General features: G+C 67.5%; 13 protein-coding genes. 6 read left to right on the plus strand and 7 right to left on the minus strand.

The window, feature by feature from the left end; genetic code table 11:
• Window positions 1-10 precede the first annotated feature (10 nt).
• On the minus strand, window positions 11-1225 hold the full coding sequence (locus ACR4XW_RS07775) for an NADH:flavin oxidoreductase (protein WP_434759976.1): 1215 nt from the start codon (window positions 1223-1225) through the stop codon (window positions 11-13).
• A 227-nt stretch (window positions 1226-1452) separates the two neighbouring features.
• Here ACR4XW_RS07775 and ACR4XW_RS07780 point away from each other — a divergent pair, with 227 nt between their 5' ends.
• Both ACR4XW_RS07780 and ACR4XW_RS07785 read left to right on the plus strand, forming a co-directional pair.
• Window positions 1453-3069 (plus strand): acyl-CoA synthetase, encoded by a 1617-nt coding sequence (locus tag ACR4XW_RS07780; protein WP_434759977.1) that lies wholly within the window; start codon window positions 1453-1455, stop codon window positions 3067-3069.
• Complete coding sequence (locus tag ACR4XW_RS07785; protein WP_434759978.1) at window positions 3066-3878, plus strand: enoyl-CoA hydratase; 813 nt, start codon at window positions 3066-3068, stop codon at window positions 3876-3878. Before ACR4XW_RS07780 ends, ACR4XW_RS07785 begins: the two co-directional genes overlap by 4 nt.
• A gap of 93 nt (window positions 3879-3971) precedes the next feature.
• Here ACR4XW_RS07785 and ACR4XW_RS07790 read toward each other — a convergent pair whose 3' ends face one another.
• From ACR4XW_RS07790 to ACR4XW_RS07800, 3 genes are all read right to left on the minus strand, one after another.
• On the minus strand, window positions 3972-5561 hold the full coding sequence (locus tag ACR4XW_RS07790; protein ID WP_434759979.1) for an acyl-CoA synthetase: 1590 nt from the start codon (window positions 5559-5561) through the stop codon (window positions 3972-3974).
• A gap of 13 nt (window positions 5562-5574) precedes the next feature.
• Complete coding sequence (locus tag ACR4XW_RS07795; protein WP_434759980.1) at window positions 5575-7179, minus strand: ABC transporter substrate-binding protein; 1605 nt, start codon at window positions 7177-7179, stop codon at window positions 5575-5577.
• 144 nt (window positions 7180-7323) lie between these two features.
• A complete protein-coding gene (locus tag ACR4XW_RS07800; protein WP_434759981.1) occupies window positions 7324-8115 on the minus strand; it encodes a biotin--[acetyl-CoA-carboxylase] ligase in 792 nt (263 codons plus the stop codon).
• Between the two features lie 55 nt (window positions 8116-8170).
• On the opposite strand from ACR4XW_RS07800, the gene ACR4XW_RS07805 reads away from it, so the two are divergent.
• From ACR4XW_RS07805 to ACR4XW_RS07815, 3 genes are read left to right on the plus strand one after another with little or no spacing between them, the layout of a single operon-like run.
• Window positions 8171-9745, plus strand: coding sequence for an acyl-CoA carboxylase subunit beta (locus ACR4XW_RS07805; RefSeq protein ID WP_434759982.1), 1575 nt, complete (start codon window positions 8171-8173; stop codon window positions 9743-9745).
• Between the two features lie 28 nt (window positions 9746-9773).
• On the plus strand, window positions 9774-10001 hold the full coding sequence (locus ACR4XW_RS07810) for an acyl-CoA carboxylase subunit epsilon (protein WP_434759983.1): 228 nt from the start codon (window positions 9774-9776) through the stop codon (window positions 9999-10001).
• Window positions 10002-10010: 9 nt separating this feature from the next.
• Window positions 10011-10649: a Maf family protein gene (locus tag ACR4XW_RS07815; RefSeq protein WP_434759984.1), complete on the plus strand. Its 639-nt coding sequence runs from the start codon at window positions 10011-10013 to the stop codon at window positions 10647-10649.
• 102 nt (window positions 10650-10751) lie between these two features.
• On the opposite strand, the gene ACR4XW_RS07820 is transcribed toward ACR4XW_RS07815, so the two are convergent.
• From ACR4XW_RS07820 to ACR4XW_RS07830, 3 genes are read right to left on the minus strand one after another with little or no spacing between them, the layout of a single operon-like run.
• Window positions 10752-11660: an SDR family NAD(P)-dependent oxidoreductase gene (locus ACR4XW_RS07820; RefSeq protein ID WP_434759985.1), complete on the minus strand. Its 909-nt coding sequence runs from the start codon at window positions 11658-11660 to the stop codon at window positions 10752-10754.
• 24 nt (window positions 11661-11684) lie between these two features.
• Complete coding sequence (locus ACR4XW_RS07825; protein ID WP_434759986.1) at window positions 11685-12839, minus strand: acetyl-CoA C-acetyltransferase; 1155 nt, start codon at window positions 12837-12839, stop codon at window positions 11685-11687.
• 8 nt (window positions 12840-12847) lie between these two features.
• On the minus strand, window positions 12848-14089 hold the full coding sequence (locus tag ACR4XW_RS07830) for a cytochrome P450 (protein ID WP_434759987.1): 1242 nt from the start codon (window positions 14087-14089) through the stop codon (window positions 12848-12850).
• A 220-nt stretch (window positions 14090-14309) separates the two neighbouring features.
• Between ACR4XW_RS07830 and ACR4XW_RS07835 the strand changes: the two genes are divergently transcribed.
• Complete coding sequence (locus ACR4XW_RS07835; RefSeq protein WP_434759988.1) at window positions 14310-15860, plus strand: class I adenylate-forming enzyme family protein; 1551 nt, start codon at window positions 14310-14312, stop codon at window positions 15858-15860.
• The last annotated feature ends 14 nt before the right edge of the window (window positions 15861-15874 follow it).

Genomic DNA, 15874 nt, shown 5'->3' on the forward strand with positions numbered 1-15874 from the left:
GGAATCTCCCTTACGAGGTGGGGGTGTCGCGGGCGTAGTTGGGCTCGAAGACGCAGTGGGTCTTGCCGAACACGGTGAACATGCACTTGTTGCAGTGAATGCAGATGCCGTCGGTCGACCGGTCCTGCTGGATCCGGTTCACCAGGTCGGGCTGGCGCAGCAGGGCCCGGCCCATCACCACGAAATCGAAGCCGGCGTCCAGGCCGCGCTGCATGTGGTCGTGGTTGTTGATGCCGCCGAGCAACATCAGCTTGGTGTTGCGCACCTTCGGCACGAACTGGCGGGCCGAGTCGAACATGTACATGTCGTAGTACGGGTAGTCGCCCAGGATCCGCTTGCCGAGCAGCTTCACGCCCAGGTTGAAGGGGAACTTCTGCTGGGCGGCCATGCCGTCGACGGGGATGTCCCCGCGGAACAGGAACATCTGGTGGTAGACGCTGGAGCCCTGGGTCAGCTCGATCGCGTCCAGCTTGTTCTGCTCGTCGAGCAGTTCGGCGGTGCGCACCGATTCGTCCAGCCAGATCGAACCCTTGATGTCGTCGTCCATCGACAGCTTCGCGATCAGGGCGATGTCGTTGCCGACCCGCTCGCGCACCGCGTCGACGATCTCCAGGGCGAAGCGGGTGCGGTTCTCGATGCTGCCGCCGTACTCGTCGGTGCGCTTGTTGATCCACGGCGAGAAGAAGGAGCTGACCACGTACAGGTGCCCGAAGTGCAGTTCGGCGGCATCGAAGCCGGCCTCGGCGGCCAACTCGGCGGCATCGGCGAACTGGCGCACCACGGTCTTGATGTCCTGGTGGGTCATCTCGCGGGCCTTGGTGAACTGCGTCGGGTTGGTGAACTTCGACGGGGCCATCGGCTGCGTACCGGTGATCTTCGGGTGCGCCACCACCCCGGCGTGGCCGAGCTGGGCCGAAACCGCACCGCCGCCCTCGTGCATCGCGTCGGTGAACTCCTTGAGCCCGGAGAGGTTCTCCCGCGCCATCAGGATCTGACCCGGGGCGCTGTACCCCTCCTTCGACACCGTGGCATAGGCGAGCGTGGTCATCCCGACCCCGCCGTCGATGAACCCGCGATGGAAGGCGATCAGCTCATCGGTGACCTTGCCCTGCGGGGAGCGTCCCTCGGAGGTGGCGGCCTTGACGGTGCGGTTGCGCAACGTGACCGGGCCGAGCTGTACCTCCTCGAAAACCTTCCGGGACGTGGTGGTGTCGATCTCGGTCATTCCGGCCCTCCATGTGGCAGTGTGTAGACGGCGTTGTCGGGCACGGCGGCCCAAGTCCTCATTGTCTTGTATCGCCGTCGAACCGTCATCCGTCTGCTCCACTGAGCGGCCACCGCGACACCGACTTTCGCTCGGCATCGCTTGCCCGGGGACAATCGCCGGCCGGTCTCCCGTTGGACGAAACGGGCGCGTGACAGGCACCGAAGCAGGCAGTAATCCTTTTCCCCATGGCCTTGACTATCGCCGACCTGTTCGAACACACCGTCGATGTGGTGCCCGACCGCCTCGCCCTGATCGTGGGCGACGTCCGGCTCAGCTACGCCGAACTCGGCGCTGCGGCGAACCGCTTCGCCGATCACCTGCGCAAGGTCGGCGTCGAACCCGGCCAACACGTGGGACTGATGGCGGCCAACACCTCCGAACACGTGATCGCGATGCTGGGCTGTTTCAAGGCCCGAGTGGTGCCAATCAACGTGAACTACCGGTACCTGGAGGCCGAACTCGACTACCTCTTCGGCAACTCCGAGATCGTCGCCCTGGTGCTCGAAGGACGCTTCGCCGCGGTCGTCGACCCGATCCTCACCCGACACCCGCGGCTGCACGAGGTGGTGGTGATCGAGGACGGCAGCGCCCCGCCGACCAGCCGGGAGTTCACCACCTGGGCCGACGTCCTGGCCGGGGGCAACCCGGTGCGCCCGCAGATCGAGCGCAGCGACGACGACCTCTACATCGTCTACACCGGCGGCACCACCGGCTACCCCAAGGGGGTGATGTGGCGGCAGGCCGATGTCTGGCGCACCCTCGGCGGAGGCCGGGATTTCGTCACCCGCGAGTTGCTCGGAGAGTACGACCAGTCGCGCGCCGCGGCGGCGGTGGAAACCCCGCAGGTGGCCATGCACCTGGGGCCGATCATGCACGCCAACGGCCAGTGGGGCCTGTTGCTGCGGCTGTTCACCGGCCACACCTCGGTACTGCTGCCGAAGTTCGACCCGGTGGAGGTCTGGCGCACCGTCGAACGCGAGGGCGTGAACACCATGTCGCTGATCGGGGACGCGATGGCCCGTCCGCTGATCGAGGAATACGAGCGCGGCGGCTGGAAGGCCGAGGGGTTCACCACCGTCACCAGCGGCGCGGCGGTGCTGTCGGCCGAGGTGAAGCGACGCTGGCTGACCACCTTCCCCGGGCTGCGGCTGATCGATGTGATCGGCTCGTCGGAGACCGGGATGACCGGAAACGCGCCGGTACGGCTGGACGACCCGACCGAACAGGGCACCCTGGTCTCGGCCGGCCCCGGCACCCTGGTGCTGGACGACGACAACCGGGTGATGGACCTGGACACCGAGATCGGAGCCACCGGACGGATGGCCACCAGCGGCCACATCCCGGTCGGCTACTTCGGTGACCCGGAGAAGACCGCCGCGACCTTTCCGACCATCGACGGGGTGCGGTATGCGGTACCCGGCGATGTGGTGCGGATCGAGCCCGGCCGGCGCCTCACCCTGCTGGGCCGCGGTTCGGCCTGCATCAACACCGGTGGCGAGAAGGTCTACCCCGACGAGGTCGAGGCGGTCATCAAATCGCACCCCAGCGTTTTCGACACCCTGGTGATCGGGCTGCCCGATCCCCGGTTCGGCCAGCAGGTGGCCGCGGTGGTACAGGCCCGTCCCGGGGCCGAGGTCGATCACGAGCAACTGCGTGATCACGTCCGGGGTCAGTTGTCCGGATACAAGGTGCCGCGCACCGTGGTGACCGTGGCGCAGGTGCCCCGGCACGAAACCGGCAAGGCCGATTACACCTCGGCCAAGAAGCTCGCCGAAGAACTCCTGGAAAGGCAAACATCATGACCGGCTCCGATTTCGTGCTGCTCGACCGCCCCGCCCCCGGGGTGGCGGTGGTGAGGCTGAACCGCCCCGACCGGATGAACGCGATGGCCTTCGACGTGATGGTGCCGGTGCGCAACGTCCTCGAAGAGGTGGGGCGCGACAACACCGTGCGGGCGATCGTGTTGACCGGCACCGGTAATGCCTTCAGCTCCGGCGCCGACCAGAAGTCGGCCGGTCGTCCACCCCATGCCGACGGCCTGCCCCGACCCGCCTATGCGCTGCGCTCGCTGGAAGTCCTCGAGGACGTGATCGCCACCCTGCGCCGGTTGCACCAGCCGGTGATCGCCGCGGTGAACGGGGCCGCGATCGGTGGCGGCTTGTGCCTCACCCTGGCCTGCGATGTCCGGATCGCCTCCTCCGACGCCTATTTCCGGGCGGCGGGCATCAACAACGGGCTGACCGCCAGCGAACTGGGGCTGAGCTACCTGCTGCCCCGGGCGGTCGGATCCAGCCATGCCGCCGACATGATGTTCACCGGACGCGATGTCACCGCCGAGGAGGCCGGCCGGATCGGCCTGGTATCGCGCGTCGCCGACCCGGTACTGGACGAGGCCATCGCGATCGGGCAACGGGTCGCCGAACTGTCCCAGCCCGGCATCGAGATGACCAAGCGCAGCCTGCACGCCGGAATCTCGGCCGGCTCCCTGGAGAGCTACATGCCGATCGAGGGCATCGGTCAGTTGTACCTGCGCCTGCTCACCGACAACTTCGAGGAGGCCACGCTGGCCCGGCAGGAGGGCCGCAAGGCCAACTTCCGCGACGACCGCTGAAGCGGTTGAACCTACGAGGGCGCTGAGCGGGGTGGTGCGGCCATGATGGTCGTGCCACCCCGCTCAGCGCCTTGCTAGGACAGGCGGGCCGCGTTACTCGGCGGCGGCGAGCAGTTTGCGGGCCTGCGGATAGTTCGCCTTGCCGGTTTCATGCCGCGGCAGCTTGTCGACCACCAGCATCATCCGGGGCAGTTTGAAGTCGGCGACCCGGCTGCGCAGGAAATCCTGCACCTCGGTCAGTTCCGGGGTTTCGCCGTCGCGGGCCTGCACCAGGGCCGACACCCGCTCGCCCCAGCGTTCGTCGGGCATGCCCACGACCAGGGCGTCCCAGATCGCCGGATGGGCCTTGAGGGCTCCCTCGACCTCCTCGGGAAAGACCTTCTCGCCGCCGGTGTTGATCGTGCCCGAACCGCGTCCCAACAAGGTCAGGTGCCGGTCGGCCTCGATCCGCACGTAGTCACCGGCGACCACATAACGTTCCCCGTCCCGTTCGAAGAAGGTGCCCGCCGATTTGGCCGGATCCTTCCAATACCCCAGCGGGACGTGGCAGCGCCGGCCCATGATGCCGATCTCACCCACCGAGGTGTCCGGGTCGATCAGGTTCAGGCTCTCGTCGAAGATCACCGTCTCGGGTCCGAGCCGTCCGGTCGGCCCGCCCGCACCTTCGGGAGTTTGGGCCCCGCTGGCCAGCAGACCCGATTCGGTGGAGCCGAAGGCATCGCTGAAGAAGGCCTTGGGGAAGGCCGCCATCCAGCGTTGCTTCACCGCGTGGCTGAACATGGCCGCACTCGAGGCCACCGCCACCAGGCTGGACGCGTCGTAATCGCCGGCCTCGTAGACCTCGATCAGCGGACGGGCCATCGCATCACCGGTGACGAACAAGCCCTGCACGCCATGTTCGGCGACCGCCCGCCAGGTCTGATCGGGGTCGAATCGGGCCCGCAGCACGGTGGTGTCACCGACGAACAGGTGCGACATGGTCGACCACACCCCAGCCCCGTGCATCATCGGGCTGAGCGGAAAGGCGACCATGCCGCCGGCCGCGGCCTTCTTCGACTGGGCGTACTCGTCCTGGTACTCGTGGGTGCGGTAATCGATGCCGCCGCCCAGGGTGCGCCAGATGTCCTCGTGCCGCCACACGACGCCCTTCGGGTAGCCGGTGGTGCCGCCGGTGAAGATGATGTAGTGATCATCGGGCGAGCGTTCCCCGAAGTCCCGCTCGGCCGACTGCCCCTCGAGAGCCTCGGCCAGGGAGGTGCCCACCGGCTTGGACGGGGCATCGTCGGGCAGGGCGTTCGGCAGCCGTAGCCGTACCGCAACCCGGTCGGTGACCACCTCTTCGACCAGCGAACCGAGGCGTTCCTCGAAGACGATGCCCACCAGCTCGGCATCGCGCACCACATACTCCAGTTCACCGGCGGTGTAGCGGTAATTGAGGTTGATCGGCACCGCACGGATCTTGAGCAGGGCCACCAGGGCGACCACATGGTCGACCGAGTTGGCACACAGAATGCCCACGTGGTCACCGGTCTCGATGTCCTGAGCGGCGAACCAGTGCGCGAGCCGATTCGCCTCCGCTTCCAGCTCGGCGTACCCGAGCGACCGCCGCTCGTCGATCAGGGCGGTGCGCTCGGGTACCACGTCGATGGCGTGTTCGATCAGGTCGGCGATGTTCAACGCCATGGACGGTCCTTTCTCAGTTCTTGACCCACGCCTTGGCGAAGCTCACCATCGAGTTGGCGGTGCCCTCCACCCCGTGCACATTGCTGTTCCAAGCGGTTGCCTCGGTGTAGGGGCCGAGGCTGAGGAACGGCACCTGCTCGTAGTAGCGCTTCTCGATCTCGGCCATCACTTCCTTGGCCCGGTCGGGGTCGGCACCCTTGAGCTCGTCGATCAGCTTGTCGCCCTCCTCGTCGGTGTACATGCCGTAGACCGACGACCCCTCGGAGTGCAGGGTGGAGGCGAGCTTCGGGTACGGGTCGAACTCGCGGATGTTGATCGCCCAGGCGGCGATGTCGTAGTCGCCGGTCATCACCAGGGTGATCACGTCGGTGACATTGCGCTGAATCGTGACGTCCACGGTGAACCCGATGGACTCCAACTGCGCCTTGACGACCATGGCGATCGGCTCGGTGGTGCCGAGGAACCGGATCTTGCCGTCGAAGCCGTCGGCCTTGGCCTGCTCGAGCAGTTCCTTGGCCTTCTCCGCGTCCGTCTCGTGGCCGACGCTGGCGTCGCTGTGCCAGCGCGAGTCCTCGGTGAACAGCACCTTGGAGGACAAGTACTCACCCTCGAAGGCCCGCTGGTAGGCGACCTTCTCGTCCACGGCCAGGGCGATCGCCTTGCGCACCCGCGGGTCCTGTCCGGGGCGTCCCTCGACGGTGCTGAACATCAGCACGTTCGATGCCGAGACGTAGTTGATGTAGGCCTCACGCTTGTCCTTGAGGGCGGCGTCGACCCGATTCGGCTCGCGCAACAGGGCGGCGTCCACGTCACCGGACAACAGTGCGTCCACCCCGGCCTGCGGGGTGCCCAGGTAGGCGAATCGCAGCTTGTCGAGGTTCGGCTTGCCGTCCCAGTAGTCGGGGTTGGCCTTCATCTCGGTGGCCTCGCGGGGCTTCAGGGTTTCGACGATGAAGGGGCCCGCCCCGATCGGACGGAAATTCTCCCCGTCGCCGGCCTTGGGCGAGACGATCATGCCCGGGCCGCTGGCCAGCAGATTGCCGAAGGTCGCGTAGGGCTCCCGGAGCTTGATCACCACGGTGCGCTCATCGGGGGCCTCGACCGAGGCGACGTTGGCATTCCAGAGCCGACCGTCGGGAGCTCGCTGACTCTTGGCATAGCGCTCCATGCTCGCCTTCACTGCGGCGGCGTCCAGCTTCTCACCGTCGCTGAAGGTCACCCCTTCGCGCAGGGTCAGGGTGAACTCGGTGCTGTCGTCGTTGACCTCGAAGCCCTCGGCGAGTTGCGGTGCGAGTTCCTGTTTCTCCCAGTCGTAGCGCAGCAGGGTGTCGTAGATCGCGATCATCTCGGTGCCGCCGGTCGACCCGGTGGCCTGGGTCATCGCCGGGTCGAGCAACCGCGGTTCGGTGTAGGAGGCGAAGGTGACCGTGCCCCCGGAGGCCGGGTCGCCCGGATCCTCATTGCGGTTGATGATGCCTTCGGTGATCTCCTGCTTCTCACCACCACCGCCGCCATCGTTGCCACCCTCGCCGGCCCGGTTACCCCCGTCGGCGCAGGCGGCGAACAGCAACAGCACCGAGGTGGCTGCCGCGGCCCATTTGAGCTTGTGGAGCTTCATGTGATCTCCCTTGATCGCACATGTCTGTAGTCACCGCGACGCTAGGGCAGAGAACCTTTACTCAAAAGGGCTGGTCCCGCTCAGTTCGATAACGGTTGCACCAACCTTGCGGCACCTGGCAGCGGTGGGATCGGCACCCCGCTCTCAGCGCAGATGCACCACGTCTCCGGCGGCATAGGCCTGCACATCCCCGGCCACGTCGACCAGGATCCGTCCGGTGCGGTCGACCCCCACCGCGGTGCCCTGCACCACCTCGTCACCGGTCTCGTCCAACAGCAGCCGGATCCGGCGACCGATCGTGCCCGAGATCGCCAGGTATCGGCGATGTAGCGCGTCATCATCCTCGGCGGCCCAGGCCAGGGCCAGCTCGCGCCAGCGGGCGAGCACATCGGCCACCAGTTCGGTCGGGTCACAGGTGACCCCCTCGAGCAGCAAGGAGGTCGCGGTGGGTACCGGCAGCTCCTCGGCCGTCATCGACAGGTTGATCCCGAAGCCGACCACCACCGCCGGGCCCTCGGGTGTTTCGACCCGTTCGGCGAGAATCCCGCACAGTTTGCCGCCGGGGGCGAGCACGTCGTTGGGCCATTTGACCGCGGCGTCGACCCCCACCGCGACGAAGGCCTCGGCCAGGGCCACCCCGGTGAGCAGGGAGAGCCAGGGCCAGTTCTGCATCGACCGCTCGGGCCGCAGCAGCACCGAGATCGAGGCCGACGACCCGGCCGGGCTGGCCCAACTGCGCCGGAATCTTCCGCGTCCGGCAGTTTGGTGGGAGGCGATCAGCACCGTCCAGGCCTCGGCGCCGTCGCGGGCCGCGGCGATCAGGTCCGCGTTGGTCGAACCGGTCTCGGCGACCACCTCGATGTGCTCGGCCCGCCACCCGTGGGCGGACAACGAACGGCGTAGTTCGGCACGGTCAATCGGGTCTCGCTGGGGCATGCCCGAACCTTAGACCGGGCCACCAGCCACGCGCTTCGCGGGATAGTGTGCGTTCATGGACATCGACATCCGTACCACGGCGGGAAAAATTGCCGACCTGGATCGCCGCATCGACGAGGCCATCCATGCCGGCTCGAAAGCAGCAGTCGAAAAGCAGCATGCCCGGGGCAAGCTGACGGCTCGTGAGCGGGTGCACGCCCTGCTCGACGAGGGCACCTTCGCCGAGCTCGACGAGTTCAGCCGGCACCGTTCCACCGCCTTCGGCATGGAGGCGAAGCGCCCCTACGGCGACGGTGTGATCATCGGTGTCGGCGCGATCGATGGTCGCCCGGTCTGTGTTTTCAGCCAGGACGTGACCATCTTCGGTGGTGCCCTGGGCCAGGTCTACGGCGAGAAGATCGTCAAGATCATCGACTTCGCGATCAAGACCGGATGCCCCCTGATCGGCATCAACGAGGGCGGCGGCGCCCGAATCCAGGAGGGCGTGGTCTCCCTGGGTCTGTACGGCGAGATCTTCCGCCGCAACACCCTGGCCTCCGGCGTGATCCCACAGATCTCGCTGATCATGGGTGCCGCGGCCGGCGGGCACGTGTACTCCCCGGCACTGACCGACTTCATCGTGATGGTCGACCAGACCTCCCAGATGTTCATCACCGGCCCTGACGTGATCAAGACCGTCACCGGTGAGGACGTGACGATGGAAGAACTGGGTGGTGGCCGCACCCACAACACCAAGTCGGGCAACGCCCACTACTTGGCCGCCGACGAGGAGGATGCCCTCGGTTATGTGCGGGAGCTGCTGAGCTTCCTGCCGCAGAACAACCTCGAGGATCCGCCGGTGTTCGACGACGGTGAGGTCGATCTGACCATCACCGACTTCGACCGCGAACTCGACACGGTGATTCCGGATTCGCCGAACCAGCCCTACGACATGAAGTTCATCCTCGAGCACGTGCTCGACGACGGTGACTTCCTCGAGGTGCATGAACTGTTCGCCCCGAACATCGTCTGCGGCTTCGGCCGGATCGAGGGCCGTTCGGTCGGTATCGTCGCGAACCAGCCGACCAACTTCGCCGGCACCCTGGACATCGACGCCTCCGAGAAGGCGGCCCGCTTCGTCCGGACCTGCGACTGCTTCAACATTCCGGTGCTGACCTTCGTCGACGTCCCCGGCTTCCTGCCCGGCACCGATCAGGAATGGAACGGCATCATTCGTCGCGGCGCGAAGCTGATTTACGCCTACGCCGAGGCGACCGTGCCGCTGGTCACCGTGATCACCCGCAAGGCCTACGGTGGCGCCTACGACGTGATGGGTTCGAAGCACCTCGGTGCCGATGTGAACTTCGCCTGGCCGACCGCCCAGATCGCGGTGATGGGTGCCCAGGGTGCGGTGAACATTCTGTACAAGAAGCAGCTCGCCGCCGCCGAAGACCCCGATGCCCTGCGCGCGGAGTTGATTCAGCAGTACGACGACGAGTTGGCGAACCCCTATGTCGCCTCCGAGCGTGGCTACATCGACCAGGTGATTCACCCGCACGCGACCCGCAAGGAGATCATCCGGGTACTGCGGTTGCTGCGCACCAAGCGGGAGGCCCTGCCCCCGAAGAAGCACGGCAACATTCCGTTGTGATCGGTTCCGGCGGCCAAGGAGGAGAAACGTGAGCGACGAAACCGCAGCCGATCCGGGCGCGAAGTTCGAGGTGGTCGGTGGCAACCCGACCGCGGAGGAATTGGCCGCGCTGGTCAGTGTGCTCACCGTGGTGACCTCCCCGGTGCCGCCGCCCCCGGACAATGTTCCGTACATGGGCGGGTGGCGCTCCTACTGGCGCACCCTGCGCCAGCCGGTGTACCCGGGCCGCGACGCCTGGCAGCACTACCGCACCTGACTCGTGCGGGTGATTCTGGGCTCGGCCTCCCCGGCCCGGTTGGCGACCCTGCGGTCGGCCGGGGTGCACTCGGAGGTGCTGGTCTCCGGGGTGGACGAGGACGATGTCGATGCGCCCTCCCCCGCCGATCTGGCGGGGGTGTTGGCCGAGCTCAAGGGTGATGCGGTCGCGCAACGGGTGTCGGCCGAGCTGATCTCCGGCGCCCGCATTGCCGAGGCCGGGCTGTTGGTGATCGGGGCCGACTCGGTACTGGAGTTCGACGGCCGCCCGATGGGTAAACCCGGCACCGCCGAGATCGCCCGCAGCCGCTGGGAGCAGATGCGCGGCCGCGACGGTGTGCTGCACACCGGCCACCGTCTGGTGCTGCTGGGCGCGGACGGCCGGATACAGCGGGCCGTCACCGAGGTGGCCGGTACCCGGGTGTGGCATGCCGATCTGTCCGATGCCGAGATCGAGGCCTACATCGCCACCGGCGAGCCCTTGCAGGTGGCCGGCGGCTTCACCGTCGACGGGCTGGGCGGCCCGTTCATCGATCGGATCGAGGGCGACTTCCACAATGTCGTCGGCCTCAGCCTGCCCCTGGTGCGCCGCATCCTGGCCGGATGGGACATCGGCTGGCACGAGTTGCGCGCCGCCAACCCAGCCTGATTTCGGAGGTTTCTTCGCACATGCAACCGGTACTCGTTCCTGCGTGGCTCAGTACGTGACGCAGGAACGAGTACCGGTTGCAGGAAGGGGTTAGCGAGTCGCTCAGCCCTGGTTGGGGCGCTCCTGGTTCTTCGCGGCCTCGGCCCGCTCCACCAGCCGGTCCAGCGACGGCATCCGATCCTGACCCAGGGTTGAGGGCAGGGTCTCCGCGATCCGATCGGGGGTCCACCCGTCGTCGGCGTACACGGCTCGGATCTCGCGGGGCTGCTGCCACAGGGCGAGCTTCGAGCCGGCCACGGTGTAGACCTGCCCGGTGATGTCGGCGGCCCGGTCCGACAGCAGGTAGACCGCCATCGGCGCGATGCTCTCGGCCTCCCCCACATCGCCGACCGAGAACGGCACCGAGGCGAGCATCCGAGTGCGGGCCACCGGTGCGATCGCATTGGCAGTCACCCCGTACTTGTGCAGGCCCAGCGCCGCACTGCGCACCAGCGAGATGATCCCGCCCTTGGCGGCGCTGTAGTTGGCCTGACTGACACTGCCGGTGTGCGCCCCGGAGGTGAAGCCGATCAGCCGGCCGCGGCGTTGCTGACGCATCACCCGGGCGGCGGCCCGGAAGACGGTGAAGGTGCCCTTCAGGTGCACATCCAGCACCGCATCCCAGTCCTCCTCGGTGAGGTTGAACAACATCCGTTCGCGCAGAATCCCGGCGACACAGACCACCCCGTCGATACCGCCGTATTCGTCGACCGCGGTCTGCACGATCCGTTCCCCGCCGGACATCGTCGCCACCGAGTCGGCCACACCCACCGCGGTGCCACCGGCGACCCGGATCTCCTCGACCACGGCCTCGGCCCGCTCGCTGGTCGGATTGGAGCCGTCGACCTCCACGCCGTAGTCGTTCACGACCACCTTGGCGCCGTGTTCGGCACAGGCCAGAGCGATCGCCCGTCCGATGCCCTGACCGGCACCGGTGACGGCGACGACCTTGCCTTCCAGAAACTCACCCATGGGATTGCCTTTCCGTACGGGGCCTCAGCCCAGACGTTCGATGATGGTCACGTTGGCCAGGCCGCCGCCCTCGCACATCGTCTGCAAGCCGTACCGGCCCCCGGTGCGTTCGAGTTCGTGCAGCAAGGTGGTGAGCAGGCGGGCCCCGGTGGCGCCGGTGGGGTGACCCAGCGCGATCGCGCCCCCGTTGACGTTGAGCTTGGCCGGGTCGGCGTCGAGTTCCTTGATCCAGGCCAGCACCACCGAGGCGAAGGCCTCGTTGTTCTCGATCAGGTCGATGTCGTCCAGCGACATCCGGGCCCGTCCGAGTGCCCTGCGGGTAGCCGAGATCGGCGCGGTCAGCATCAGCATCGGGTCATCGCCGCGGGCGGAGATGTGGTGGATCCTGGCCCGGGGACGCAGCCCGTGTTCCTTGACCGCCCGTTCGGAGGCGATCAGCACCGCGGCCGAGCCGTCACTGATCTGGCTGGACAAGGCGGCGGTGATCCGGCCACCTTCGGCCACCGGGTCGAGTTCGGCCATCTTCTCCGCAGTGGTGTCGGCCCGGGGGCCGGAGTCCCGCGATGCCGCACCGATCGGGACGATCTCGCGGTCGAATCTGCCACCGTCGCGGGCCGCCACCGCACGCCGATGGCTCTCCAGGGCGAAGGCCTCCATCTCTTCGCGGGAGATCTTCCAGCGTTCGGCGATCCGGTCGGCGGCGGCGAACTGGGTGCGTTCGACGTCCCCGTATCGGTCCCGGAATCCGACCGAATCGCGGAAGGGGTGTCCGTAGCCCAGTTCCACGCCGACCCGACCCGAGGAACCGAGCGGTACGGTGCTCATTTTCTGCACCCCACCGGCCACCATCAGGTCAGCGGTGCCCGACATCACCGCCTGGGCGGCGAACTGGACGGCCTGCTGGCCCGAACCGCACTGCTGATCGATGGTCACCCCCGGCACCTCCTCGGGCAGCCCGGCGGCGAGCCAGGAGGTGCGGGCGATGTTGCCCGACTGGGAGCCCAGTTGGTTGAGGCACCCCAGGATCACGTGATCGACCGCAGCCGGGTCGATCCCGGCCCGCTCCACCAGGGCACGCAGGACATGCGCGGCCAGGTCGGCGGCATGGACGTCGGCCAGGTCTCCCTTGCGACGCGCGAGCGGGCTGCGCACGGCATCGATGACAAAGGCTTCGGACATGTATTCCTTCACATTCGGACGGCCCGGCGGGCCGTGGCTGTCAGCGCATAGGTGATCGGGACGGAGTTGAAGCCCTTGACGAACTCGGCGCTCTTGCGGGTGCAGTTGGCGACATCGACGGTGTAGTCGGCGATCGCGGTGAAGAACTCCTCCAGAATGACCGCCCCCATCCGCAGTGCCAGGAACTCCCCGAGGCACTTGTGTTGGCCGCTGCCGAAGAGCAGATGTCGCTTGTACCTGCGGTGGATGTCGTAGACGTCCGGGTTGGGGAACTCGGCCGGATCACGGTTCGCCGCGCCCCACATCATGATCACCGGCTGGCCGGGCTTCATGGTCACGCCGGCCACCTCGACCTCCTGCAGCACCTCCCGCAGCAGCAGGTCGGTCGGGTGGTCGTAGCGGAGCGTCTCCAGGAAGGCGGCCGGGATCAGCGAGTGGTCGGCCTGCACCTCGGCCAGTTGCTCCGGATGCTCGGCCAGGTAGTAGATGGTGGCCGCGGCGCCGATTTCGGTGGTCTCCGAACCGGTGATCATGATCGCGATCAGGTCCGCGACGATCTGCTCGTCGGTCAACGGTTCCCCGTCGATGCGGGCTTCCAGCAGTGCGGCCAGGTCGCCACGTGCTTGTGCGGGATCGCGCCGGGCCCTGGTGACCAGATCGTGCAGATACCGGTGTGCTTCACCGACCCCGGCCAGGTTCTGCGGGGTCGAGCCCTTCTGCCCGGGGGTGCGCGCCAGGTTCACATCGCACAGGCCCCGGACGTACTCGGCGTCCTCGTCCGGTAGCCCCACCTTGTAGCCGGCGATGCGTGAGGTCACCCGGCTGGTGTAGTCGGCGAAGACGTCCATCCGGCCGTCGCCGCGGGCGAGCACCGACGCCAGCACCGAGCCGGCCACCTGCCTGATGTACGGCTCGTCGACGTCGGCGCTGCTCTTGCGGTAGGCCGGTGCCAAGACCTGACGGCGCGGACGGTAAGCGGCATTGGGCAGGTGCACGAAGCTGGCACCGGCCGGTTCGCGGAGCAATCCGCAGTTCGGTGGCGCCCCGCTGGTGAAGTGGAAGTTCTTGGTGTCCCGGGCGATCTGCCAAAGGGCCTCGAAGCCCGACACCGCCCAGGCGTCGTACTCGGGCAGGTAATGCACCGGACCCTGCTCGTGCATCGTGGCGTACAACTCCCGCGGGTCGAACATCGCCTCGGGCCAATAGGGGTCGTAGATCGGCGCCGCGGTCGCTGCATCGAGAGTCGTCATGTCGTGTCCTTCGCCCGGTTCGAGCACCGTGTCCGGCCGCACTCCTGGCCCCTTCTGCCGGTTCCGGACCGAGCAGGAGTGGAGCGAATATTGATTCGCTACGCCGTGTATCGTATAGTGCCGATGTGACTTGCGCAACAAGCCGGTGGAGACACACCGGCAAGGACGCGGGTCGTGAGCCGGAACTCGCCACCGAGCCGGTGGCCACGGGAGGAATGCGATGCAACCGCAAGCGGCTGGACATGCGCCGACGAGCGCGCTGGAAGCACCCACGTTGTGGGCCCTGATCGAGGCCCGCGCCGCCGCCACTCCCGATGCCCCGATGCTGATCGACGAATCGGGCCGCACCCTCACCTTCGACCAGTTCCGGCAGGCGGCCGAGGTGGCCGCCGCGGGCCTGCACCCCCGGGTTACCGCGCGAGACACCGTGGCCTGGCAACTGCCGACGTGGATCGAGACCTACGTGCTGATGGCTGCCCTGGCCAGACTCGGTGCCCGCTCCCTGGCGCTGATGCCGATGCTGCGCACGGCCGAGATCGTGCCGTTGCTCCGGCGGGCCGAGGTCGGCTTCTGGTGCCTGCCCAGTTCGTGGCGCAAGACCGATTACCGGGCCCTGGCCCGCGAGGTGAGCGATCAGGTGCCCGGGATCGTCGTCGAGTTCTGCGACCGCAGCCTGCCCTCCGGCGATCCCGCAGATTTGCCGGCGCCACCGTCGTCCGGCACCGAGAGCCGCTGGATCTTCCCGACCTCGGGCACCACCTCCGAGCCCAAGGGGGTGTTGCACAGTGACCGTTCGATCATGGCCGCCGCGACGGCGGCGTCCGAGGTGCAGGGCGTGCGCAGCGACGACCGCAACGGCATCGCCTTCCCGATCAGCCACATCGGTGGGGTGCACAACCTGGCGGCCGCACTGTCCATCGGGCACACCCTGGTGATCGACGAGATGTTCCAGCCGGAACGCACCGCCGAGATCTTCCGCCGCAACGACGTCACCCTGGCCGGTGGTGGGCCGGTCTTCTATGCCGCCTACCTCGACCTGCAGCGCAAACAACCGGACGTGCCGATTCTGCCGAAACTGCGGTTGATGTCCGGTGGCGGGGCGCCGATGCCACCGGCTCTGCACGCCCAGGTCCGCGACGAGATCGGCGGGCTGGGATGCCTGCAGGGTTACGGCATGACCGAGTCATGCGTGGTCGCGATGAATCGTCCCGGCGATGACGACCGACTGCTGAGCCATTCGGTGGGCAAGCCGCTGCCCAGCGTCGAGGTGCGGATCGTCGACGCATCGGGGCCGGTGCCGACCGGGGTCGACGGCGATATCCGGATCCGGGGAGCGTCGGTCTGTCAGGGCTATCTGGACGAATCGGCCCAGCCGTGGGACGAGGAGGGCTGGTTCAAGACCGGCGATATCGGCCACTTCGACGAAGAGGGCTACCTGTTCATCACCGGCCGCAGCAAGGACATCATCATCCGCAAGGGCGAGAACATCAGCGCCCCCGAACTCGAGCGGGTGCTGGGCACCCACCCCGATATCGCCGAGGTGGCGGTGATCGGCCTGCCCGACCCGGAGCGGGGTGAGCGGGTCTGCGCGGTGGTGCGCACCGATCGGGCGGATCTGTCGTTGGCCGACATCGTCGAGCACTGCCGCGAGTCCGGTCTGATGAGCCAGAAGTTCCCCGAGCAGGTGGAACTCATCGACGAGTTCCCGCACAACACCACGGGCAAGATCCTCAAGGACGAGCTGCGGCGTCGCTATGCCGCGAGCACCTGACGGGCACCTTCGAC

This window comes from Pseudenemella bisphenolivorans, assembly GCF_051133435.1.
Classification (GTDB): Bacteria; Actinomycetota; Actinomycetes; order Propionibacteriales; family Propionibacteriaceae; genus JAAYAO01.